19 protein-coding genes and 6 pseudogenes are annotated in these 24,830 nt (G+C 32.7%); 8 read left to right on the top strand and 17 right to left on the bottom strand.

From position 1 onward, the window contains the following. Window position 1: 1 nt before the first annotated feature. Entirely contained in the window at window positions 2-904 is a 903-nt protein-coding gene (locus tag AC2CGR_RS23730) for a hypothetical protein (protein ID WP_484481276.1), read from the bottom strand. Window positions 905-1,474: 570 nt separating this feature from the next. Here AC2CGR_RS23730 and AC2CGR_RS23725 point away from each other — a divergent pair. Then, window positions 1,475-3,121, top strand: coding sequence for an S-layer homology domain-containing protein (locus tag AC2CGR_RS23725; RefSeq protein ID WP_484481275.1), 1,647 nt, complete (start codon window positions 1,475-1,477; stop codon window positions 3,119-3,121). A 309-nt stretch (window positions 3,122-3,430) separates the two neighbouring features. Next, window positions 3,431-3,823 (top strand): annotated as a pseudogene (locus tag AC2CGR_RS23720) (DUF3221 domain-containing protein). A gap of 331 nt (window positions 3,824-4,154) precedes the next feature. Here the strand turns inward: AC2CGR_RS23720 and AC2CGR_RS23715 are convergent. Beyond that, window positions 4,155-4,898: a M15 family metallopeptidase gene (locus AC2CGR_RS23715; protein WP_484481295.1), complete on the bottom strand. Its 744-nt coding sequence runs from the start codon at window positions 4,896-4,898 to the stop codon at window positions 4,155-4,157. A gap of 244 nt (window positions 4,899-5,142) precedes the next feature. Between AC2CGR_RS23715 and AC2CGR_RS23710 the strand changes: the two genes are divergently transcribed. Beyond that, on the top strand, window positions 5,143-5,397 hold the full coding sequence (locus AC2CGR_RS23710; protein ID WP_097996395.1) for a SunI/YnzG family protein: 255 nt from the start codon (window positions 5,143-5,145) through the stop codon (window positions 5,395-5,397). Window positions 5,398-5,554: 157 nt separating this feature from the next. On the opposite strand, the pseudogene AC2CGR_RS23705 reads toward AC2CGR_RS23710, so the two are convergent. The 3 genes and pseudogenes from AC2CGR_RS23705 to AC2CGR_RS23695 form a co-directional block, all read right to left on the bottom strand. Continuing rightward, window positions 5,555-5,647 (bottom strand): annotated as a pseudogene (locus AC2CGR_RS23705) (SMI1/KNR4 family protein); the annotation flags it as partial. An 82-nt stretch (window positions 5,648-5,729) separates the two neighbouring features. Further along, window positions 5,730-6,098, bottom strand: coding sequence for a hypothetical protein (locus AC2CGR_RS23700; RefSeq protein WP_484481274.1), 369 nt, complete (start codon window positions 6,096-6,098; stop codon window positions 5,730-5,732). 167 nt (window positions 6,099-6,265) lie between these two features. Continuing rightward, on the bottom strand, window positions 6,266-6,757 hold the full coding sequence (locus AC2CGR_RS23695; protein ID WP_277484275.1) for a ferredoxin reductase domain-containing protein: 492 nt from the start codon (window positions 6,755-6,757) through the stop codon (window positions 6,266-6,268). Between the two features lie 139 nt (window positions 6,758-6,896). Here AC2CGR_RS23695 and AC2CGR_RS23690 point away from each other — a divergent pair. Next, a pseudogene (locus AC2CGR_RS23690) lies at window positions 6,897-7,487 on the top strand (alpha/beta fold hydrolase); the annotation flags it as partial. Between the two features lie 1,395 nt (window positions 7,488-8,882). Here the strand turns inward: AC2CGR_RS23690 and AC2CGR_RS23685 are convergent. The 5 genes from AC2CGR_RS23685 to tnpB form a co-directional block, all read right to left on the bottom strand. Then, window positions 8,883-10,370, bottom strand: a complete 1,488-nt coding sequence (locus tag AC2CGR_RS23685) for a sodium:solute symporter family protein (RefSeq protein WP_484481273.1) — start codon at window positions 10,368-10,370, stop codon at window positions 8,883-8,885. Beyond that, window positions 10,367-10,567: a DUF3311 domain-containing protein gene (locus AC2CGR_RS23680; RefSeq protein WP_071715181.1), complete on the bottom strand. Its 201-nt coding sequence runs from the start codon at window positions 10,565-10,567 to the stop codon at window positions 10,367-10,369. Before AC2CGR_RS23680 ends, AC2CGR_RS23685 begins: the two co-directional genes overlap by 4 nt. Before the next feature lie 12 nt (window positions 10,568-10,579). Further along, the gene (locus AC2CGR_RS23675; protein WP_071715182.1) at window positions 10,580-11,767 is read right to left on the bottom strand and encodes a M20 family metallopeptidase; all 1,188 of its coding nucleotides are present in this window, start codon (window positions 11,765-11,767) and stop codon (window positions 10,580-10,582) included. Window positions 11,768-11,937: 170 nt separating this feature from the next. Further along, entirely contained in the window at window positions 11,938-13,236 is a 1,299-nt protein-coding gene (locus tag AC2CGR_RS23670) for a hypothetical protein (protein ID WP_042514372.1), read from the bottom strand. Between the two features lie 252 nt (window positions 13,237-13,488). Then, window positions 13,489-14,610 (bottom strand): IS200/IS605 family element RNA-guided endonuclease TnpB, encoded by a 1,122-nt coding sequence (tnpB, locus tag AC2CGR_RS23665; protein WP_071715183.1) that lies wholly within the window; start codon window positions 14,608-14,610, stop codon window positions 13,489-13,491. 199 nt (window positions 14,611-14,809) lie between these two features. Here tnpB and AC2CGR_RS23660 point away from each other — a divergent pair, with 199 nt between their 5' ends. Both AC2CGR_RS23660 and AC2CGR_RS23655 read left to right on the top strand, forming a co-directional pair. Next, complete coding sequence (locus AC2CGR_RS23660) at window positions 14,810-15,112, top strand: DUF3784 domain-containing protein (RefSeq protein WP_083432510.1); 303 nt, start codon at window positions 14,810-14,812, stop codon at window positions 15,110-15,112. A gap of 748 nt (window positions 15,113-15,860) precedes the next feature. Continuing rightward, window positions 15,861-16,001 (top strand): annotated as a pseudogene (locus AC2CGR_RS23655) (3'-5' exonuclease); the annotation flags it as partial. Window positions 16,002-16,083: 82 nt separating this feature from the next. On the opposite strand, the gene AC2CGR_RS23650 reads toward AC2CGR_RS23655, so the two are convergent. The 7 genes and pseudogenes from AC2CGR_RS23650 to AC2CGR_RS23620 form a co-directional block, all read right to left on the bottom strand. Beyond that, the gene (locus tag AC2CGR_RS23650; RefSeq protein ID WP_484481272.1) at window positions 16,084-19,365 is read right to left on the bottom strand and encodes a VaFE repeat-containing surface-anchored protein; all 3,282 of its coding nucleotides are present in this window, start codon (window positions 19,363-19,365) and stop codon (window positions 16,084-16,086) included. A 567-nt stretch (window positions 19,366-19,932) separates the two neighbouring features. Further along, window positions 19,933-20,073, bottom strand: coding sequence for a hypothetical protein (locus AC2CGR_RS23645; protein WP_163247720.1), 141 nt, complete (start codon window positions 20,071-20,073; stop codon window positions 19,933-19,935). Window positions 20,074-20,098: 25 nt separating this feature from the next. After that, on the bottom strand, window positions 20,099-21,034 hold the full coding sequence (locus AC2CGR_RS23640; RefSeq protein WP_071715185.1) for a DUF7018 domain-containing (lipo)protein: 936 nt from the start codon (window positions 21,032-21,034) through the stop codon (window positions 20,099-20,101). 181 nt (window positions 21,035-21,215) lie between these two features. Beyond that, window positions 21,216-21,696 (bottom strand): annotated as a pseudogene (locus tag AC2CGR_RS23635) (metal-dependent hydrolase). A gap of 27 nt (window positions 21,697-21,723) precedes the next feature. Further along, window positions 21,724-22,113, bottom strand: a complete 390-nt coding sequence (locus AC2CGR_RS23630; RefSeq protein ID WP_484481271.1) for a hypothetical protein — start codon at window positions 22,111-22,113, stop codon at window positions 21,724-21,726. Between the two features lie 151 nt (window positions 22,114-22,264). Beyond that, on the bottom strand, window positions 22,265-22,390 hold the full coding sequence (locus tag AC2CGR_RS23625) for an aspartate phosphatase (protein WP_071680042.1): 126 nt from the start codon (window positions 22,388-22,390) through the stop codon (window positions 22,265-22,267). Beyond that, window positions 22,387-22,742: pseudogene (locus tag AC2CGR_RS23620) on the bottom strand (hypothetical protein); the annotation flags it as partial. The pseudogene AC2CGR_RS23620 and the gene AC2CGR_RS23625, both read right to left, overlap by 4 nt. Before the next feature lie 666 nt (window positions 22,743-23,408). Here AC2CGR_RS23620 and AC2CGR_RS23615 point away from each other — a divergent pair. Beyond that, window positions 23,409-24,509: a response regulator aspartate phosphatase gene (locus tag AC2CGR_RS23615; protein ID WP_275175751.1), complete on the top strand. Its 1,101-nt coding sequence runs from the start codon at window positions 23,409-23,411 to the stop codon at window positions 24,507-24,509. Beyond that, entirely contained in the window at window positions 24,509-24,667 is a 159-nt protein-coding gene (locus AC2CGR_RS23610; protein WP_061402390.1) for a Phr family secreted Rap phosphatase inhibitor, read from the top strand. The genes AC2CGR_RS23615 and AC2CGR_RS23610 overlap by 1 nt, the downstream gene beginning before the upstream one ends. Window positions 24,668-24,830: the final 163 nt, after the last annotated feature.

Raw genomic sequence — 24,830 nt, 5'->3', positions numbered from 1 at the left:
ATCAAGACCAAACCCATTGCTCTTTATTTGTATTCTGTTTAATTTTATCGTTAATTTTCTGGATATGGTCATACGTTGTTTTATCCATTCCATGGAAATTAGATCCATCATGAAAATCTACTCGAACCATATCACCTATATTAAATTGTTGACCTTGTGTTAAATCCACATAAACAACATCATTTTTCCCATTTTTAGAAGGGTACTTGACAGCTACATAATCGGTATAATCTTTGTCTATTTTTGTAATTTCTCCGATTACAAAATTAGGTTGACCATCTTCTTTTTCATACATTCCTGGTTTCAATGTTGTACCTTCTTTTTCTAAAGACTTAGTACTAGTACTATAATCATTAATTTGCGTTTTAACTTTTTCTACTTTTGCATTTACAGCTATAGGTGGTATGGATCTCGTCCAAAAATCACTTTCTACTTTCACTAAGTCATTAACTTTAAAGTTATGAGTATTTTTTAGAGGCACACGAAGATCCTCTGGATTTCCGTTATTATCTATATATGTAACTAATAACTCATTAGAAGAAACTTCACTTACATGCCCTACTGTATATTTCTCATAGTTTCCAGGAGCTAATTCAAAATGCTCAACAGAATTAGCCGTTAAGCTTGTAGTAAATGCGTTTTGAAGTAATGGACCATTACTATTTACTTTTACATATTCACCTAGTTTTGCATTTGCTTGAAAATCAGTATAAATAGTTACACTTTCATTTAATTCTTTACTTTCAATGATAAAATACTTTGACTGTGCTTCTATTACTTTCCCCTCAACTGTAGTGTTGAACTCTTGTACAGCTGCACTTGCTGTTAGTGAATCTACTCCTGGTATATTACTTCCCGTTAATGCTGCAAATCCTAATGCACCAGCTAAGATGACTTTTTTCATATTCTAAAACATCTCCAATCATATCTATTCACTAACTGATTTCCATTATCAATTAGCATGTAATCATTATAGTTACAACTTTTAAAGAACGTCAACAAAAAGATCATTACAATTTTGTAAGGTAATAAGGTTAATAATATATCAAGTAACTTTTTCACGAAGTAAGTTTTTTTATCTAGAGAGCCCTCTCACTACATAGGATTAAAAATAAATTTATTCATCCTTATAGCTATTATAATGAGTAATTATTCACCTTATATAATAATTACTTACTATATTATTAACATGGTTATCTTACAAAAATGTAATTCTTTTTTAATTGACACTCGTACATATAAGTAACTATACTGGTTACACAAGCTTGGTAAATATATCAAATAGTCCTTATTATAAGTGTATGTCTATAGATTTTTTTCGAAATAATAGTTTAAATTAACTAATTATTATTTACCTGTATTATAGTGAATTTGCCAACCTACTCTATTCTTTAAACTAAGTCATATTACTTATAAGATTCACTATAAATGATAGATTTACCCAGCTGTAATATTATTTTAGGAGTGTTACATTTTGAAATACAAATTAATTGCTACAGGAATTCTTGCTGGAAGTCTACTATCCTACTCATCTAGTGCATTTGCAAATACTCATAAATTTCCAGATGTCCCAAATTGGGCAAGCCCTTCTGTAAATTACCTAGTTGAAAAAGGCGCATTACACGGAAAACCCGATGGTACTTTTGCTCCTGCTGAAACAATTGACCGCGGTTCAGCCGCCAAAATAATGGCTATAATGCTTGGTTTAGAAATTAATAAGAATGCTAAACCATCTTTCCGAGATGCTCAAAACCACTGGGCAGCACCTTACATTGCAGCTGTTGAAAAAGCAGGTGTTATTAAAGGTGATGGAAATGGTAACTTCCTTCCAACAGGTTTGATTAATCGTGCATCCATGGCTTCAATGGTGGCAAATGCTTATAAATTAGAAAATAAAGTTGCTGAAAATAGTGTAACTACGTTTGAGGATTTAAAAGGACATTGGGGAGAAAAATATGCAAATATTTTAATACAAACAGAAATTTCTAAGGGCACTGAAGATGGAGAAAACTGGTCCCCTAATAGACCGATTACCCGTGCAGAGGCTGCACAATTTGTTGCGAAGTCTGATCAAATCGACCACCAAACAAAGAAAGAAAAAAATGCTGTAGTTGGTGTAATAAATGATGCAGACGCTTATTATGTGACTGTTGCATATAAAGATGCTAATGGAAATAGTCAAGAAGTGACTATAGACTTCCCGAATGGTAGTAACTCTAACTTTAAAAACGGAGACAAAGTTAAAGTTGCTAACAAAAATCAATGGAAACATCAAAAAATCTATGGACAAACTGTATTTTACACTGATGTAAATTCTATTTCTAAAGTAAATGAAGAATCTAACAAACAACAAGAAAACCATGTATTTGGGGTAATAAATGATGCAGATTCTTATTATGTGACTGTTGCATATAAAGATGCTAATGGAAATAATCAAGAAGTTACTATAGACTTCCCGAATGGTAGTAACTCTAACTTTAAAAACGGAGACAAAGTTAAAGTTGCTAACAAAGATCAATGGAAACATCAAAAAATCTATGGGCAAACTGTATTTTACACTGATGTAAGTTCTATTTCTAAAATAAACGAAGAATCTAACAAACAACAAGAAAACCATGTAATGAGTAAAGATAAAGAACAAAAACTCTTAGCACAACTAAAAAAACGTTCTGGTAAAGTGACAAAAAAATCCGAAGATAGCTTAGAAATTTCAAGTGAAAATCAAACCATTCGTGCCCATGTTAATCCAAAAGTATTACCAAACATTCAGATAGGCGATACAGTAAATGTTTATGCTCAAGCATTTGAAATGGCCCCTATTCTTCTAATGGACTTACCTTTCGAGGCAAGAAACGCGATTATTCAAAAAGGAAATGAACAAAATATTTTAGAGAATCAATACAAAAAAATCAATGGAAATGTTACAGGGAAATCTGATAATTCAATCTTAGTTTCAAGTAACAACATAACTTATGAAGTTGAAACTTCAACCGAAGTATTACAAGATATTGTAATTGGTGATACGGTGAACGTTTATGCTGCATCTTTTGAGTTTAGCCCTATTTTACTTGCTGGTGTTCCTGCGAAGGCTATTTCTCCTATTGTTGAAAAAACAAACTAATGTTCCACATTCTATAAATTTGTTGACTTCATCCGAAAAGAACTCCTAAGTAACATAGGAGTTCTTTTTATGAAGTTATATATTTTTTATCGTGCTCGTAAGACCTAGTATATTAATCGTAATTTACTATCTGTCCAACAGTAACTATCTTATTTTTATCGTTTTCCGACAGAAGACTCCTTCCTCAAAAATGTGAAGGGTAAAACACCAATTTTAGGTGGGAGATGAATGTCGGTTGGCATAAGCAAACATGTTTGCTACCATATACTTGTACAGATTACTCTTTGAAAACTGAAGATATGAGGTTGGTTGCAGAAAAACGTTGCAACCGTAACAGCTTTAACATTAGGATGTGGATTTACTTTTGGATTAACACCGGCATTTGCAGATTCTAATAAGGCGTCTGTAAGCACTGCACCTATTTATTCTATTCATAAACAAGAACAAGATCCTTTTACTGGATATGTCATTTCAATAGAAAACAATTATTTAGTGGTTGCTTCTACATCTACAAAAGAAGAAGCCCTCGCTTACCAAAATGATTAGTGGGAGCTAGTAAATCAAAATAAGATTTTAAGGGTTCCTATTTCAGATGGTGAAAGTTACACTTTAGGTGAACAGTTAAATGTTTATGCTGCTGCATGGACCAAATCTTTACTACCAATTGCTGTAATGCCTAAAATTGAAAAAGTAATTCAATAGATTATGCTAAAAATAACAGGGCATTATTCTAATTAGAATGATGCCCTGTTATTTAGTAAAAAACCGAATACGTAATCTTTATATTCTTTTTCGTTGCTTTCTGATTTCCATCATACATTAACCTAATACTTATTATTCTGCACCTGACGCAAGATCCTACATCTCACATTACTGTAAAGATATTACTCGCCATCTTTCATCTCTAAAATAGTAGTATCGTTTACAATCCCATGACATACCCTTTAAGAGCATTAAGAAATACCTTGTTTCATACCCCTATCTTTTACACTCTTACTGCTATCGCTAGCAAATTTAATTCGTAATTCTATTTTCACAGATTCATATATTCTTCTAAAGTCAGTTTTTTCTTATATATACTTTCAGCAATATCTCCTACATAGCGAATATGCCACGGTTCATAAGCATATCCAGTAATACTCTCTTTACCTTTTGGATAACGAATAATAAAACCTGCACGATGCGCATTTTCTTTCAGCCATTTTCCTTCTTTCGTATTCGCAAAAGTTAGCTCTAGCTCATTATTTGCACTTTTAGAAGAAACATCCATCGTTAATCCCGTTTGATGTTCACTATGTCCAGGCTTTGCCGAGAAGCGATCCGTATGCTCTTGCCCATTCTTTTTAACATTGCTGGCATACAGACCTTTTTGATACTCATAGGAACGAAATCCTGAAACAGCATTTAACTGGATACCATCTTGCTTAGCTAAAAGGAATAATTTTTCTAACGCTTCCGCTGCTTCTTTACGAAGATGACTCTTTTCTACAGTTCCACTAAATGAGAATGGTACATTTGGTACAACTAAATCCTCTGGCTTATAGTTTTCGGGTAAACCATATTCCTTATTTACTACAGCCTGTATACTAGCAAAAGAACTTGCTATCTTACTTGAAGTCCCATCTTGTTTTCTATTGTTTTCATTATTTATGGAGTTTTCACTAGTTTTATGGCTTGTCATATATGGTTCTTTACCAATAGATATATTGGTGTAAATAATAAAGATACCTAACACTACTACTATACAAGTTAAGGTTACTACTAATTTAAGTCTCATCATTCATTTCCTTCCTACAACCCCTACTGTTACTCATTCATCATACTTCAACCATGTCAAATCCATATTAATTCCCTGTGAACTTTACTTCATAACGCATTCCTTAATAGTTTGATAGTATATCTTCTCGTACTTTTGACACCCTTAAATTATCAGTTCTATTCATACATGTGGAATAATAATCTAAAAATTTTTATAATAAGATGAGGAGTGTAGCATTCTATTATAGAAAGGTCTTGGTATAATGCTAGGTATTGATGTAAAAAAAACAAAAGAAGAGTTAATAATTTCATGGCAATTGGCGGAGATTACGATCCCATTACGTGAAGTGGTTGAGGTTACCGAAGATGCTACCTATGCGGGAGTTGAAGAACCAACTGCAATCCGTATTGGAACAGCATATGGTACAACTGACCGTATATTAATTAGAACTGTAAAACAAAATTATGTATTATTTACTACAAACAAAGTATCGATTTTAAAAGCTATTCTTGCTTAAATATGGTCATATAAGTAGAATTAAACAAAGGAGAGCAGTCATAGAATAGACTCCTCTCCTTTGTTTAATTGAAATAAATATTATATTACTTCATAGTTTAAGAAATTATGTTTCTTCATAATTCGATCGACAATTAGTTTCCGCCTTAATGTACTCACTTTGTTGCACCGTACGCTATATTTAGTGCCTCGAGCTCATTTGTTGATAATGCTGCTCTCAAGCCATTCAAAAATTTGTTTACCAAATCCATCATTTCGTCCTCCCAATAATAAATAATTTTTTTATTGGTTCATACTTTGCGTCCTATGACAGCTACCCTGTCACTACCCCATTTAAGCGTTTATTTTATTAATAGTATTCTTCACCTTTTGTTTCCCTCTAAGCCAAACAAAGATGATAGAAGCTATGAGAATAAACCCAAGATAGCCTGTTAGAGGATATACAGTTCCTACCAATTTAGTAAATCCGATAAAACTAGCACTAAATGCTGCAATTCCAAATAGAACAACAAACATTTTAAATTTTGGTGATTCTGATTTTACAATCCTTGCTGTGAAGGCATATAACATTCCTACGGCAGTATTGTAAATCATACCTAATAATACAATAGACATTAGTAAGCCGAATATTGGTGAAATCTCATTAGCCAAAAAGAGTATAGGCATATCTACATCTGTAATTTTATTTAGTTTAGTAAACATACCAAGGGCGCCATCTTTCGTCCATCACCGCATATATAGATGTGATCACCTTGATTAAGTAAATTAATCACCTTTTCAGCAGCTTGTTTTATTAAGTGTTGAACGTATATTTTCTGCTGATTGTTCATTCGAGAAAAAGCTGTGTGCAGAACCACGATTCCTTCTTTCTATGTTTGCTCAAGTTCTTCTTGATATAGGTAATCTTCATTAGGTGAACGACACCCCAAACAGGGATGCGCTTCACCTAATGATTCACCATTAATTTTCATTGACTTTCGAGCTTGCAGAAAATCTCTAAACGGGGCAATTTCTGTTCCTGGCCCCACCATAATAATCGGGGTTTTTGGATTTTTCGGAAGTTTGAAGCCAGCCTGTGAATTTGAAATTAAACATTTAATCGAATCACCTTCTTGAAGCTGGGCTAAATAGGTAGAAAGAATACCTTTGTACGTTCCTTTCCCACTCCATGCATTGTCTGCAACAACACTAACTGTAATCCTTACTTTTTTATCCTTAAATCTCGACGAAGAAGAAATCGAATAATAACATGGACGCAATGCAGGAAGTAATTCTATAAAATTACTAAATTCCATTTCACATAGATGTTCATATAATTCTTCAGCGAATAATTGTAGTTTAATTTGAATCGAAAGATTCATAAAAAACATCATCCTTCCTGCATATTTTTACAAAAAGAATAACGTTTTTTTTGTATTTGAGGGAATTAAAATCTCTTAAGCTAGGGCACATATAAGGTTAATTTTGGAAATATAAAACACATTAGAGGGGAGATATATTATGGCAACATTTATACTTGTACACGGTGCATGGGATGGTGGATATGTTTGGAGAGAAGTTGCAACACAGTTGAGAAAAGAGGGACATGAAGTATATACACCTACATTAACGGGACTCGGAGAAAGAGCGCATCTTGCACATTCAGGTGTAGGATTAAAAACATATATTCAAGATATTGTTAACGTTATTCACTATGAAAAATTAAAAGATGTTATTTTAGTAGGACATAGCTATGCTGGAATGGTAATAACGGGGGTTGCAGAAATTATTCCAGAATTCATTAAAAATATTGTTTATGTTGATGCTATGATTCCAAATAACGGAGATTCTGTAATGGATATTTCTGGTCCGGAAATGTCTTCGCATTTTATAGAAGAAGTAAAAGTTCATGGAGATGGATGGCGTATTATTCCAAGAAATGCATCAGATCAAAGAAAAACTGCCATGCCGCTATTAGCATTTACACAATCAATTTAAATAAATAATTAGATAGTGAATGAGATTCCACATACGTATATAGAAATTTTTGATCATCCTGCAAATTGGCCAATGACCCCTATTTTTCAAAGATCAGCTGAAATTTTGAAAAAGTTTAATCAAAATGGGTGGGTTTTAATTTTGGATTCCTTAAGTTTTTATAAAAAAGATTGATTATTTTATGTGGCCTACCTAAATAAACGCAGCTGTTAGTTTAACTATATTCCTTCATGATATAGTATATAAACAGTTTCAAAATGACATCATTAAAGAATATAAAGATAAAAAGTACCTTGCAGATTTATCTAATCACGAATACACACTTTGTAATATCTTTAAATCAAAGGTAGTAGAGTTACACACCTAAGAACAAACGATGAAAGATTTTGCTTTCTATTTTGGACAGAGTTCAAACTTCAACTACCGTGGTATTCAAGATAAAACATATACCTCAACATCATCGCAAGAAAAGAAAATGGATGAAGCATTAAGTACGATGGGTAAATAGATATTAAAAAAGCCAATTCCTTAATTGGAATCGGCTTTTCAAGGGAATTTTTTGGAATCAGTTTACGGGTTGTTGCGATTATTGAGCCTTTATGATTTTCTCATAAAGAACGATCTTATAACTACGTAAAATTGCGTTTAACAAAGAAAAATATGATATTTTCATTCTATAGTTACCTGATATAATCATAATTAATTCCCAAAGCTTTCATGTGTGCAACTTATATTGGGATACACACTCATTAAAAGGCCCCGACATTCTCTATGAGACTCGGGGCCTTTTCCCATTTATAAACCAAGATTCATTATTTCACTTCCACAAACTTTGCACTAGCTGTAATGTAATATACATTCCCTTTTGAATTCTTCACTTTGTTCTGTGGAGCTTCGTTTACACCTTCTTTATTTTTTAAAAATGTTGTCTAACGATAGTTTTATCCCCTACGCTACCTATCCCTCGGTTAGATAGCGTAGGAGGGCTTTGTATTTCCAATCAAACATTTTCTTCTTTTCATATTTTGCAATTGTTTATCTTTCCACAATTGGATTGCATCATTCGCAAACTGTTTAAATGCCCTAAACATACGAAACATTACCTATGTAATTTTGGACATAATAAAAAGAGCAACCAAATAAATAGTTACTCTTGAGCGATAAAAAAACTGTTTATTAGGATAAACAAAGTTTTTTTATCAAATACGAAAAAACAATATATATCATAAGATTGGTGTTTCCGCACCTTTCAACGTACAGCTGAATACGACATTATATATTTTTAATCTTGCTGTACGCTCAAAGGAAAGGAAAACCCTTCCCCGTATATGAAGTTACTATTAAAAAGTGGAATGATCCCACTTATTTATTTTCGCATAATTTCACCACTTAAATATTTATATTTTTTCCTTGTAAGCAGAAAATGAATATTACAAAAGAGTAACCATGCATCAGTTATACTTTCGTCAACCCATTATATTTTTTACAGTAATCCCCTTTTAAATCAAATTAGGTCTTACTTTCAATTACAATTGTCTTGTCCCGATGAACATTTGAAATATTTTTGGTCATCAAACTGACTATTACTAAAACTACAATATTCACAAATAAAGCGATAATCCCTTCATTCAAATCTTTAATAACCTGAGGAATACCAGGGAATAGTTTACCAATACTAATATTTCCTAAATCCATAATTGAGACTAAAAACCCTCCTGTAATAATCCCAGCAAATGCCCCTTGTTTAGTCACAAAGTTCTTTCTCAGCAAACTCGCAAAAAATGCAGGAGCGAGTTGTGTAATGAAATTATAAGCAATTAGAGCTAGACTAAACAGGGTATTCCCTCCTTTAAAGGTCAAATAAATTCCTACAAGAGAAATAAATGGGACTAAGTATTTTACCAATTTGCCAAGTTGCATTTCCGTTACAGATGGATTAAATACTTGATATATATTTTTGGCAAGCGATGTTGATATTGCCATTAATAATAATGAACTTGGTACTAGTGCCGCTAACACTCCCGCTCCGCCAATCACTCCAACAAACCATGGGTCAAAAGCTTGTTTAGACAATTGCAGCAAGATAGTATCAATATCACTATCATTTAATCCTGGCATCCGCAAGATTGCAGCAAATCCAACGAAAAAGGCAAATAGTAAAATTAATTGATACATTGGCATTAAAATTGCATTTTTTCGTAATGCTTTTTCACTTGATGCAGCAAAAATAGGGGAAAAACCATGTGGCCACATATAAAATCCAATAGAGCTTAATATTACTGTTGATATATACCATGATATACTCATCCCCTGTTCAGGCAGTATGGTAAAGTTCGGTTTTACTTTTTCAATTGCCTCATACATAGGTTGAATCCCACCATAATAATGAATAGGAAAATAAAGTCCTAAAAATACGACAATCCCAAGAATTAAAATATCCTTTAAAATCGATGTTTGCGCAGAGCCATGAATACCAGAAACCATCACAAAAACAGTTACCCCTATCGCTCCAAACCAAATAGCTGTTGTAGAAGATATAGTACCGTAAGATGTTGCAGAAACGATATATCCTAGTCCCTTCAATTGCAGTACTAAATAGCATATACAGGCTATTACACCAATAACTGCAACAAGTACCCCAAGATAAGGGCTTTGATACTTTTTCACAAAAAAGTCCGACTGTGAAACTAAATTATGTTTCTTTGCATACCTCCAAATAACAGGAAAGGCCCAGTAGGAGATTACCGTTGCTAAACAACCATATGTTATGATACTAAAAATAGATCCTCCCTCTCCATAAGCTGAACCACTTGCACCTAAAAAGGTAAAGGTAGTATACATTTCCCCTGCAGACAGAAGGAAAATCAACAGGGCTCCCATTCCACGGCCTCCAACCGACCATTGCTCTAAATCCATTTCTTTCCCTTTTTTAGCACGAATACTAATCAAAATAGGGATGACGAAAAAACATAAAATGAATAACACTGAAATATTCATCTTGAATCCCCTTTCTGGTTAGCGGGATCTATTTTATAAATAATCGCTAAGATAACTGTAGTTATAAGTGACCAAAGTACAATCCAAAAGTGAAAGAATGGCATTCCAAAAACATATGGATTTACTTTATTTGTAAATAAAGCTCCTACAATAAAACCTAAGAATGGAATAAAGCTAAGCCAACGTATGATTTTCATACTTTTATCCTCCTAATACGCTTGGTTTAACATCTTATAAGTACCATGAACTAATAACTGTACGCCATATCGTAAAGCTTGTTCATCTATAGTAAATCTGGGATGATGGTGGGGATAGGTAATTCCTTTTTCTTCATTACGAGCCCCTATAAAAATATAAGATGATGGAGTCATATGTTGGTAGGCAGAGAAATCTTCACTCCCCATAATTGGTTTTAATATCTCTCGATTATCTTCACTAAATATTTCACATACTGTCTCATCCATCAATCTTGTTACCTCTTCATCATTTATAGTTGGAGCATAGCCAAACTGATAATTGAATTTATATGTAGCTCCATGTGCTTCTGTAATTCCCTTTACTATTCGTTCGATAAAAGTTGGAACTTTTTCTCTCAATTCTGGATTAAAACTTCTAACAGATCCCCCGATGCTTATCTTATCTGGAATAACATTAATTGCACCTCCCGCATTAAACTGAGTCACTGAAACTACAAGTGTTTCCTGAGCGTCTCGATATCTCGAAACAATGTGTTGGAGATTAGTAACAATCTGAGTTCCAATTACAATGGGATCAATCGTTAATTCAGGTTGCGATGCGTGTCCGCCTTCACCTAACACCGTAATATTAAAAGTATCTGCTCCAGCCATCATCGGACCGTAACTTAAGCCGATTTTACCCACCGGAAGCGCCGACGACAGATGACTTCCAACAATCATATCTACTCCATTTAGTACACCAGCTTGCACTAACTCTTGAGCACCACCAGGTGGAACTTCTTCAGCGTGTTGAAATATAAAACGAACTTCCCCTTTAATTTGATTTTTTAATTGTGTAAGAACCCATGCCGTACCCAGTAACATCGCCGTATGTCCATCATGTCCACAAGCATGCATTACGCCTTTCTTCTGTGACACAAAGTCAAAATCATTCTCCTCTAAAATTGGAAGCGCATCCATATCTGCCCGTAATGCAATTACCTTTCCTGGCTGCTTACCAATTAAACGAGCCATAACACTTGTTTTTGTCGGACGTGAAATTTCTAGATTACCAAAGCTCTTTAGCTTTTCAAAAACAAATTGTGCAGTATTTTCTTCTTGAAATGATAGTTCCGGATATTTGTGCAAATGCCTCCTCCAACTAACAACTTCACCTTGAATATTTTCAATTAAACTATGTACTCTTTCTATTTGAGACATGTATTACAACTCCTTTTCAATTTAAACTTCATTAGAAATTCTATTTTAGGTTCATTTAAGGAAAAAATTCCTTAAATGAAGTATATTAGTTATCAAAAGAAATTTCAATATTTTCAGATAAATTAAATCTTGTATGAATTACAAAACAAATAAGCACCCCTAATGGATGCTTATAACAATTGATAAATTTTACTTGGTCTCCCACGTGTTGCATAGGTCTCTTGCCCGATACATTGTGCCAATTCAACCTCGCACATATCTGTAACAATACGTCTCACATTCCGTTCTGTCATCTCAAGATGTGTCGCTAATTCCTTTGTTGTGAAGCAATTCCATTTCATTTTATCTATAAGGGCCGATATTTTTTTATACGTTTTCACACTTATATTCCCTTTTTTTAATTTCTCTAAAAGGAATTCACTTTGGGTACGAATTGCAAAACTTAATTCTTTTTTATCACCCGGCGATTCAACAATTTTACCATCATCTTGAACAATTACAACCCCACGCTTTTTCATTCCCTTAGAGTGCTGAATTGCACGAAAAGCATTAATTTCTGCCGAATATGCAGTCTCACCAAAACCAATTCCAACGGAAACAGTTGTATCTGCTTCAAACGCTAATCTCTGGACAGCATCTTGCAGCATCTGTATTTCTCTTTCAATTGCACCACGAGAGCTAAAAATCATATATCTACCGTTTCCCTTATCTGAAACAGACCCGTTAATTGTTTCACCAAGCTGAATCATTATTTCTTTCAATCTAATCTCCAAATATTGCAAATGATAGGGGGTCTTCATTTCCTCCGCAACTTTATTAAAATACTCTACTTCAATGATTTCGACACCAATTTGTGCATCTTTAAAATAGGTGGCTTTTACTTTTTCAGAAAGTATTCTAAGCGTCTGTCGAATTTCCATCTTACTCATCGACATCCTATAAGATGGAATTCCACGCTCTCTTAGAGAATCACATACTGATGGGAAACAAGTTAAAACTCCTGATATTTTTCCTTTTTCCCATAAATCCATATGAAAATTTAATAATTCCTCCATATCAATATCCAAATCAAATACTTTCGTATAAATCTGTGGCTTCTTTATATGTAACTGTGATAAAGCTTCTTCACTAATATTATTTAAAGACATTGTATCGATACTTAGTTTCTCAATAATTCTCCCCTGTTCATAGATCATCTCTAAAAGTGATTTATATAAACCTGATTCTGTAGCAGGAACATAAACCATTATTTTATCGGTGCCTATATATTTTTTTGCAATTTCATAGGGAAGCGGGCCAGAAAAAAGCCACGCATGGACATGAGGATTATATTCATTTACAATTCTCTCTATTTCCTCTATTTGTTCATAGGAATAAGAGGTAAATTCCAACTCATCTTTGTATTCTTCTACCATGCCTAGAATCTGATCTATAGAAGTTTTTAAACCGATTAATCCAACTTTATACATACTATATTCACCGCCTTTACCATATATATGTACTCACATTGTATAGGATACATACAGTATACTATAAAACTTAGACTTAGGACTTATGATTATAAGGCCGTTATCCCTTGCCTAAAGTTCTAATTTTATGCTTTCTCATTTTACGACTGAAGATCCCTATCTTGAAAATGCGCAGGTTTGAACTACCCCCACTTTCACTTCGTTTAGAAGTGAGGGATTCCTAAGTAAAGAGTTCTATCGAACTCTAATTGATTAGGCTAACCCCGCAGTCCTTGCGGTTAGAAGCCTTAACGCTTCATTCTTTATATTGATACTTGCGTTAATATCCCTATCATGGTGTGTACGACAAGAAGGACATTCCCATTCACGTAAGTTTAGATTTTTAACGTCTTTATTTTGATATCCACAGCAAGAACATAATTGGCTGGAAGCAAATGTTTTCGATACGACAATGACTTGTTTACCATACCATTTTGCTTTATATTCCAACATGGTTCGAAACTGTGACCAAGATACTTCACTAATTGCTTTTGCTAACTTACGATTTTTTAACATATTCGATACTTGCAAATCCTCTATACCGATAACATCGTGGTTTTTGATGATTTCAGTTGAGATTTTGTCTAAGTAATCTTTTCTAGCATTTGATATGTATTCATGAATTCTAGCTACTTTTACTCGTTGTTTATTCCAACGAGATGATCCTTTTATTATTCTAGAAAGGACACGCTGTGCTTTCGCCAACTTATCTTCTAATGATCGGAAAAACTTCGGATTTTCATAGGGTTTTCCATCTGACAAAATAGCGAAATCTTTGAGTCCTACATCTATCCCAATGTAAGAATGTGTTTTCGGAAGTTCTTGTACTTCTGTTTCAACTAATAGTGACACAAAATATCTGCCAGAAGGGTTCCGTCTAACAGTCACATTTACAATACGTCCCGTTATTTCACGACTTTTGGCAAATCGAACAAGACCTAGTTTTGGCAATTTTATTTTGTTTCCTACAATGGAAATGTTTTCATTTGTTTGTTTTGTGGTATAAGATTGTACGTTATTTTTCTTGGATTTGAAACGGGGGGCACTATTTTGTTTTTTGAAAAATCGTGTATACGCATCCGCAAGGTTGCGAACAGACGACTGAATCGCAATACTATCCACTTCTTTGAGCCAAACAAACTCTTTCTTCATGGCAGGAAGTTTGGCAGAGCATGTACCATATGTTAAACCTTTTCCAGTTTCTTTATATGCGTGATCCCATAGGGATAGGAAATGATTGAATACAAAGCGAGAACAACCTATTGTTTTATTAATTAGAATTGTTTGTGCTTGATTTGGATAGATACGAAACTTAAAGGATTTATTAATTATCATTTGATTCACCTCCATTTCGGTATATGACCATTATACACCAAACATACATTCGATAGATAGTGAAGTAACACTTTATGTATGTCGAACAATTCATCTCCCACCTACTCACTTCGCGTTCCTTGAGGAAGGAGTCTTCTTGGCTAAAATGATAAAAAATCAACCTAAATATGGTAAAATCCATATAAGGTAGGTGAATATAATGAATGGATTTGTAGTTTGTACACTTGTTAGTTTAATCATTGTAATAATGGGTTACCAAATCCATATAAAAAAACAATTATTTCTTATTGCTGGATACCAAGAAGCTACTTTTATTGGTGATAAAAATAAACTAGCTAAATTATTCGGTATGTTTGCTTACATAGTAGGAATTGCTACTTTTCTACTACCTTTCGGGCTTAAATTTTTTGGCGACATAAGTGGCAAAATCTATGCAACCTGTATTATTACAGGTATAGTTTTTGTTTTGGTTAGAAAACAAATGATTAATAAACCTTTTTAAGAAGAGCCTTAATACGGCTCTTTTTTTAATTTCAAACTAAAACAAAATGAAATTTTTATAATCATTATTAGTTAAAATTTACATATACTTTAATGAGACTGGGTATTTATTAACGACTGGGAGCGCACTAATAAAGCACTCCTTTTTTCACATGTACAAAATAGAATTTTTGTTTGATCTTTCTCCATTTAAATTCATAACGAACGATGGTAAACTATAATTAATTTTTCTCGGAAGGGTGCCAAATGGAACTGTATTTTTACATTATTTCAATTTTATTAACGCTACTTACTCTAATATATTTAGCATTTATAGATTATCTAATATATCTTCATCTTATTATTACAATCGCTTTGGCTATAATCATTCCAAAAAACATTCGGAACTACATTTTATTTGGTATTTTTGCAATTTTAAGCAATCCTTTTGTTCTTCTAGTTATTATAGGATTCATAACAAAGCAATTAACTTGAGTATTCTAATTCAGTTATAAAAATCCCATTCTACTTTACTAATGGAGAACACTCCTTTTATGTTTAAAAATCAAATAACGATTTTATTAAATAACTGTGCCATGTATAAAAGCACTTTTATATGGTGCTTTTATAACATTTAGAAATCACAAACAAAATACGCTTTTATTTCAAATTTATATTGTTTTAAATTATCTATTCTACTTCTCTTCTCCTGCTCATATGCCAAGTTCTTGATTCATAAATTAACAATAAGTAACATAGTTGAACGGCGGATGAAATTGTACGCCGATTATGTAGATTCAAAAAGATGGATTTCATTAAGTGATGCAACAGAATTAACGATTAAACATCGAGCAGCGGCTGACTGTTTTGCTGTCCTGGAATTATTACAACCACTCAAAGATAGTCAATAGATTAGAATACTGTAAATAAGACTAATTTACTAACATAAAAATAAGCACATCCTGTAAAAACAGATGTGCTTATTTTTAATTCTTATGCGTTTTTACGTTTTAAGAAAATCACTCCACCAACAATTAACAGTAATGCGCCTGCAGCCATAGAGATCCAACTTGTAAGGTCAGCGCCTGTTTGCGGTAACCATCCAATTTTAGATTGAATTTCTTTCTTAGGTTGTGGCTGTTCTTTTACTTGCTCTTTTGGTTGTTCTGGAGTTGGAGTATTTTTATCTTGATGCGGCTGTTCTGGTTTTGGTTGTTCCGGTTTTACTTCTTTAAATTTCACTGTTTGTCCCTTATCTTCGATGTCAACGTGTATAGCTACCAAGACGTTATCTTGATACAATTCTTCAAACACTACCACTTCTTTTCCTTGTAATGCAGAAGCATTAAATGTGAAATCGAGTGTGATAGAACCATTTTTCTCTTTTAGAGTAAACTTAGATTCTACTGTTACTTCTTTACCATCAACTAATAATGGTTTTTTTGTTGCTTTATCCATTAGTTTACCTTTTACAACGTATTCTTTACCCACGATTAAGTCTTTGTATTCCACTTTATCTTGGATTGTTACAGATTTAGAAGCATCTAACTCTTTAGAGCCATCAGCTTTGTTTGTAGCTGTCGTTTTAATAGAAGGTTCTACAAATCGAACTGTTTGACCTACATCGTTAATGTCAGCATGAGTTGCAATTACTTTACCTTCATGTAATAAGTCTTCAAACACGACTACTTCTCTTCCTTGCTGTTCAGCACCAACAAAAGTAAAGTCTAATGTTACAAAACCGTTCTTTTCTTTTGCAATAAATTTAGTCTCAGCTGTTACTTCTTTACCATCAATTAATAATGGTTCGTTAATAGCTTTGTTCATTAATTTTCCTTTTACAGTGTACTCTTTACCAGCAACTAAGTTAGTGTACTCCACTTTATCCTGGATAGTGATAGAATCATTTGAATGAATCTCTTTTCCACCATCAGCTTTGTTTGTAGCAGTTGTTTTTACTGATGGCTTAACGAACTTAACTGTTTGACCTTTATCATTGATATCAGTGTGTGTAGTAACAACTTTTCCGTCTTTCAGTAACTCTTCGAATACTACTACTTCTTTTTCTTCTAAACCAGTTGCATCAAAAGTGAAATCTAGTGTGATAGATCCGTTTGCTTCTTTTGGTGTAAACTTCGTTTCAGCAGTTACTTCTTTACCATTTACAACTAATGGTTTATTAGTCTTTTTATCCATTAATTTACCTTTTAAAGTGTACTCCTTACCTACTTGTAGGTCTTTGTATTCCACTTTATCTTGGATTGTTACAGACTTAGATGTGTGCATTTCTTTTGTACCATCTTTTTTATCAGATGCTGTTGTTTTAATTGAAGGAATCTTCTCATCTTTGACGATATGTTTAATTATTTGACCATTCTCTTTGATTTCAAAAGAAAACGTCTCTTCATTTAAAATGTAACCGTTTGGTGCAATAGTTTCTTTATATGTGTATTTTCCAAATGGTAGCTTTTCAAATTTAGCGATACCTTTATCATCTGTTTTACCTTTTACTACTTCTTTTCCTGCTTCGTTATAAATCGTAAATTCTGCATTTGGAAGCTTATTGTTTCCATCCGCAATATCTACCTTTGTAATTTCCAGATCACCTTTGATTAAATGATTAACTGCTAATAGCTCAATGATTTTTCCATGTTCCTTTATTTCGAACACAATTGGTTCTGTAACAAGAACGTAACCGTTTGGTGAAGTCTTTTCTACAAATGAATACTTACCATACGCTAGATCTTTAACATTAATCTCGCCATTTTTATCTGTCTTATATTCGCCAATTACTTTTCCACTTGCATCTTTTAACTCGAATACTGCACCTTCTAACTTTTTACTAATATCTTCGGTATCTACTTTTAATAGTTTTACACTACCTTTTACTTCGGTATTTTCTACTGTAAAAGTAAGTGTTTTATTGTGCTCTTTAATTTCAAAAGGATACTTTGTTTTATTTCCGATATATCCATTTGGTGTTTTTGTCTCTAAGAAATAATACTTACCAAATGTAAGGCCTTCAATCTTTGCAATTCCATTTTCATTTGTTACTGTCTTTTTTACTTCTTTTCCATCTTCAGTAAAAACAGTAAATTCAACATTAGGTAGCACTTTACCTGAATCACTAAGTTTTTTTATTTCAATGTTTCCCTTTGCCTTGTTGTTTACTATTTGAACAGCACCAGTTTCTCCTGTCTTAACCTCAATGGTTTGTGGTTTATCAACTAAAACATAGCCTGTTGGCGCTTTTATTTCTTTTACAGTATAAGTACCAATTGGTAGGTTATTTAATTCTGCAGTACCATCAGCACCAGTCGTAATTTTTCCAACTGATTCATTATTCGCATTAAAAACCTCGAATACCGCACCAGCTAATACTTCTCCACTTTCTCCAACTTTTTTAATTTTTAAAGAACCAGCTGCTTCCCAATTTACTGCAAGGTCACTACTAAGCTTTTCTTCATTTCTTTCTAGTAATACTGTAGCATTCTGAACAGTATCCGTACCGCGGTAAGCAATTGCTTGAACTTTTGTTAAGTTTGCAGCAACACTTAGATTAAATTCACCTGTTTTTGTATTTTTAGGAATTTGGATACGGAATTTCTCTCCAACTGAAAGTTGATCTTTCACTTCACCATTTTCACTAACAATTTTTACTCCATTAGGTGCATTTTTCGCTATTACTTTATAAGAACCACTCTTAGCATTTGTTTGTACTGTATATAGATTTGTTTCGAAGAACTCACCTTTTAATTCTGCTTTTTGCTTTTCAGCTGGGATAACATTCATATAGATATCTTGTGTATCGCCGCTATTGTTAGCAGTATTGATAATTGCCTTAGCTGCTTTTTCAACATTTTTATTTTCATGTTTCAGTTCATGTACATCAAGTTGACCTAATGCATTCCAAACTGCAAGCTGAGTTGCGTAATGCGCTTCATTTTGATTAGCTACTCCTAACTGCTGAACACTTTTTTGTGGGAAACCGTTTAATAGGACCCTATATACTACATTATCTGTTTTCCCCATTTCAGGAAGATCTTCACCATTTGGTGATTTTAATCCAAGAGTTAAGCAATAAGCAATTTGACCGCTTGAATTTTTAATCATTTCAGTTCGAATGTACTTACCTAGACTATTACTATAACTCCAGTCCATTGAATATTTCTCGTGCGTCATAACCTCTGCACTAGCCCTTGGTAAAAACACATTAAGGAATAATGCCAGTACTGATAATAATGTAAAAATTCTTATAATAACTCTCTTACCCAATTTTGAAACCTCCCTAAAATAAATTAATCGAGTATATATCGCAATATCTAAAACATTCACGATCAACCCGAGTATCATTATAAAACAACAAATTAGGAATATTAAATACATTTTGTTAAAAATTCAAAAAATTTACACATTTCGATATTTTTCAAGTTTTTAAACGAAATTACTATATACAAATCACAAAACACGCCCACAATTAACAAAACAAATATGTATGTTAAGTATTTTAATAGCAATTCTTTTACTCAAGTTATTAATTTTCAACATTTTTTTAGCTAGGGTAATAGGCAGATTCAATTCCCCTGTTCTTCATTCTGTTAGGGCTCAACAATAATTATGAAAACTAAATTTCAAGTCTATTTATAGGTACTACAGTCTCAAAAACTCGGAAAAGGAGGTGCTAAAATAATGAGGAAAGTAATTTAAGTTTTAGTTATCACTCTAGGATTGGTAGCCGTTTTTCAGGTTTAGTTTTACCTCAAACAACATTACTCAAAATGCTGAACATGGGGGAAGCATTTTAATACTTAAAAAGAGCCATACAATCTGGCTCTTTTTTCATTACATTACTTTGCCTTTTATGGGGGGAATATTTGGTGTATACGAATCAGCACGCTTTAAAATCAATTTATTGCTTGCAGCGTCTTCCATTTGTTGCAATTGTAGCATCCGTTGTAGTGATGCTACAGTAGCATAATTCATGAATCCTCCCCTTTGTAAACAATATTTACTTCTGTCTCTCTACTTCTAATTTGTTACCTTTACTATCTACCATTCTTAAAGAACCTGCTCTCAAGAACTCCACAGTATAATCTACTACCGCATTCATTTGTCTAGCATCTATCTTCTTACCGTCTTTAACAAATTCAGTCGGAATCATAGTTACTTGCTTCTTGTCTGCATTATATAACCACGTACCTGTCATATGGTTATCTTCATAAGAAGACTTACCAGTATCATCATAAGCCGTGAATGAATTATCTTCTCTAAGGTCTAAACCTTTATGAAACTCAGAACCTCTGTAACTACCCCACGTGCCAAATAACTCTTTACCGTCTGCGGATATTTGTACGTTACCATTATCAGTAGTAGTTGACGACTTAGAGTCGGTCTTCGTATCTACATCGAAACCTAAGGCTTTTGCTTCCTTCTCATTATGGGATTCAATAGGGTCGAATCCTTTATGCCAGTACTTGTTACCCTCATTAATCAAGTCCATTGACTTTTTAGACTTTTCTCTATCTTCGTCTGTTACTTTTCCTTTACCCTTCATAATTTCTACTTGAAGTGCATAGGCTTCACTATAACAGTCTACTGCTTTTAAAATCTCTTTATGAGCGTCTTCAAACTCTTTTGGTGGGTCTATCTTCTTAAACTTAGCGATAATCTTTTGCAACTCAGACTCTTCTTTTAAAATTTCTTTCTTTAAGTCAGTTTCCTTTTTAGTTTTATCCATAGCTATCTCAGTTATTACTGTAATTTTCTGCACTAACTCAGAAGATAAACCAGTCATTCGAGTTGGATACTTCTCTTTTGACAGCTTTTCTTTCGTTTCTGATTTAGATTCTACTTTTTCTTTTGGCTTTGCGTCTGTTTTATCAGTACCACAACCTGCTAGTAGCATGAACGGTATCGCAAACGTTACTAGTTTCTTTGCTTTCACTATGCCCCATCCCCCTAGAAAAAAATGTATTTAATTAACATATTGTACCATAACATAATTTGTATAAATAAGATAAAAAGTTTACCCATAATTAATTAAAATGTAGACTCTACATAAAAAAGCACTTGAACATTAAATAGCTGTTCGAGTGCCTTATTTCTACTCTATTTTTCATGTGAATTTAAAAAGAGCCTCCAATTAAAGTTATATCAATTACAATAAGTGAAAAGAAAAATATATATTCAATCATACTTCCTGTTCTTGTATATATCGGAAATCTTATTTTCATTTTCAAAGGGTAAAGCAATTGAATCCCACTTGGTGTAAGGGAATCTAACACTAGATAACTTAATACCCCAATAAACATTCCTATATATATTATGGGGTACTGGGGAACTAGGTACTTAAGAAGTGCCGTTATACCAAAAAAAAAGATTAGACTGTGTTATTGTACGGTGACCAAAATTTTTATTAATCCCCCAAGATAATAAAGGTATTTTTCTTCCTAAAGTAGATTCTTGATGACAAATATCTGTTATTAATGCCCCAATTATTGACGTGGCCGTTAATAAATATGGATCATCACCTATTCCTGCATAATTATGTGCGATTAAAGCCAATGCTGCTCCTGCAGCTACATGAGTTGGTCCTCTCAATTGCATCCTCCTTTCTATTATTCAAGTCTTATCTTAACAGTTGGCGAATATATAATATCCTTTCCCCCAGCGCTCTTTTAACCATCTCAGTTTATATTCCATGCTTGGTGTATAAGTTGCTGCAGAATCCATTAAGTTATATCTATCTAAAATCTCCAAACATCTAATAGGGTTTGTTAAAGTATTTAGAAATTCCAAGTCCTCGCTTTCGAGAGACTTCCATACAACTCCTTTAAAATTAATTGGCAGCAGTTCTAATATCATATCTCTATCCAAACCTGATGTTTCTAAGAAATTTTGAAGATGCGAGAGAGATAGATAACTCCAGTTTGTACTTTGGTATTCTTCCCCTAAAAATGTATATTGATCTAAGTCATTACAATTTAATTCATAACTCTTTATTGCTTCTATTCCCCATTTCATCATTTTCCCCCACAATCATTATTTCCGTAATCAACCTATAGTTATGTTCACAAATACCTATTATTAAAAAAGATCCAAGCATCAGTAATACGCTCAGATCTGTGTTTAATAATTTGATTAAATAAAACTTTATTAGCCTCTTTTTAGAAAATTAAATATGTTCCCCATGATCCATAAATACCTCAATTGATTCTTGTTGTGGTACGTCTTTTACATTAGTAAGACCAAAAGTAAAAACGGTGGACAACATCATCATTAATAAGATAACTTTTTTCATTTTAGCGCCCTTCTTTCTTTGCTTATTTTGTCTGCGTCTAAAGCAATGTGTAAATATTTGCTTGCCTTTTCATGATTTTTTGAATTGTAGAATTGGTCACCTAAAAGAGAAGCATACTCTTTTACCCACTCATATAATTCTTCTGCTTCAAAATACGAAATACCTTCTATAACTAATTTCTCAAATTCTTCGAGTGGCGCTTTATTATGTAATGCCCTTAAGATTTCGAAATGATGACGATAACCTACATCACTAAGCTTATAACCTTGTTCAATATATTCATTAGCAAAATAGTATGCTTTCCTAGCTTGAAATGTTCTCTCGCTAAAAGAAACATAGTTTTAAGGATGTTCTAACCTCTTCATTTGTATTTTTGAATGTATACTTTTACATTCGTTTTTGATGGAGATGGGCAAATTTCGATAAAGTCAATGTTTATAGGGATTTGAATATAAACTAGTGGCTAAAAGTTTACATTGGAGTTTTAAATCATTTATAACTGATTTTGTAATAAATTTCTCAATATTGATATACTTGTTGTATGTAGTTTTAATATTCAAAATTATCGAAATACAAATTATGATAAAAATATGATGATTATCCTTTTGTTTACTCCTTGTGCTAAAGATAAGATCGTGTTCGCCGATCTTATCTTTTTTATTTTGTATAGTTTAAATAGAATTGAACTCCAGTTAGCTCTTTTTTATTCCACTTAGGATACGTTACTTCTGTAAAATATTTACACATCGATCTAACAGTCTATCAATTTATAAATATATATTTTTTCCGTTATACACGAAAACATAAATAACTGAATTTCCGGATATTTATGTTAGTATCAAGTGCCCCCTCCTTGTAAAATAATGATTCCTTACTATACTTTTTCAAATTTAAAAGCATGGACGTTAATTAAATTCTGAATATTCTTTATATTAATGAAAAAAAATCGTAGTTGAATTTAATGTATCTAATTCCTGTTATTATCAGAATAAGCCTTTACAGAGAAATGGGGGATATTATGACTGTTCAAGAAAAAAGTAATAAGCAATTGATGGAATTATTACATGAATGGTATGAAGAAATTCGTTTATATCATGTAAAAGAAGCAAAACAAACACATCTAAAAGTAAAAGAAAGTTTAAAGGAAATAGAAACAGACCAATATGTATCATTCTATTACTCCCTACTGGATTTTAGATATAAAGTCTTGGTAGATGGAATGAGTATTACAAAAGATTCTTTTAATCAAATAGAAAAACTCCCTAATATCAAAGATGAATTTTTATTTTTAGCTTACTATTATTATTTCTTTAAGGCAATCCACTCTACAATTATAGCAAATTATACTGAAGCGAAAACACACTTTGAAAAGGCAAAAGAACTTTTAATTGATATACCTGATGAAGTAGAAAAAGCCGAGTTTGAGTATAGATTTTCAACATACTGTTATCAATCTTATCAACCCTTTGAAGCAATTCAACATTCAGTAAAAGCCAAAGAAATATACTTGAATCATGTAGGCTATAAAATTAATATTGCTTTGTGCGACAATGTATATGGACTGGCTTGTATAGATCTAAGAGAATTTGAAAGAGCGGAAGAATGTCTCAATATGGTTATTGATGTTTTTAAGAAGTATGATGAAGAACAATTATTATTACGAGTACGATCCAATTTAGGCTGGTTATATAATATTCAAGATTTATATCCATTGGCGATTAGACAGAGTTCTGAAATTATAAATACCATACCGAACCATTTTAAAGCATTATTTGTCTTAGCAAGAGCATATTATAAGTTAGAAGGCGTTGAAACAGCAAGAGCATATATCGAGCAAGGAATGAAATATTCAAATGAGTCAGGAAATGAAGAATATATACACCGTTTCGCAGTTTTAAATGAACTAATCACAGAACTGCCTAGAATTAAACTCGAAAAAGTAGTTACTGATGCCATTTCTTATTTTGAAAAAGAGGAAATGTGGGATTGTGTTAAAGAATATGCAGAGATTTTAGCACTGCAATTTTACGAAGCAAATAATCATGTTAAAGCGAGTGAGTATTTCTATATTAGCAATAATGCTGATAAGAAACATTTAAGAAAAGGAGCGTTAAAGTAATGAAAAAAATAAAAAAATTGTTATTCAGTACGATAATAGTAAGTACATTAGCATGTAGCATGCTTAGTTTAAATGTATCACAACACTCTTCATTTAATGGTGGAGATACGCCTGCACCAACAAAACTGAGTGTCTCTGGTGGAGTATCTATTAATTAACGCAATCCAGTTTTCTCATTTAAAAAATCAGAAAATTCATACTATAAATACAAAAAATTGAATTAAGTGGATAAAATATTGAACCCCCAGTCCGAAACAGATTTGTTTCGGACTATTCACGTTACTATAATTGTGCGTAGGGTGATAGACTAAAAGTAGACAA

It is taken from the genome of Bacillus sp. LSHTCR4 (assembly GCF_057197025.1).
The sequence above is the reverse complement of the archived record's forward strand: the minus strand, read 5'-3'. Positions and strand labels throughout refer to the sequence as shown.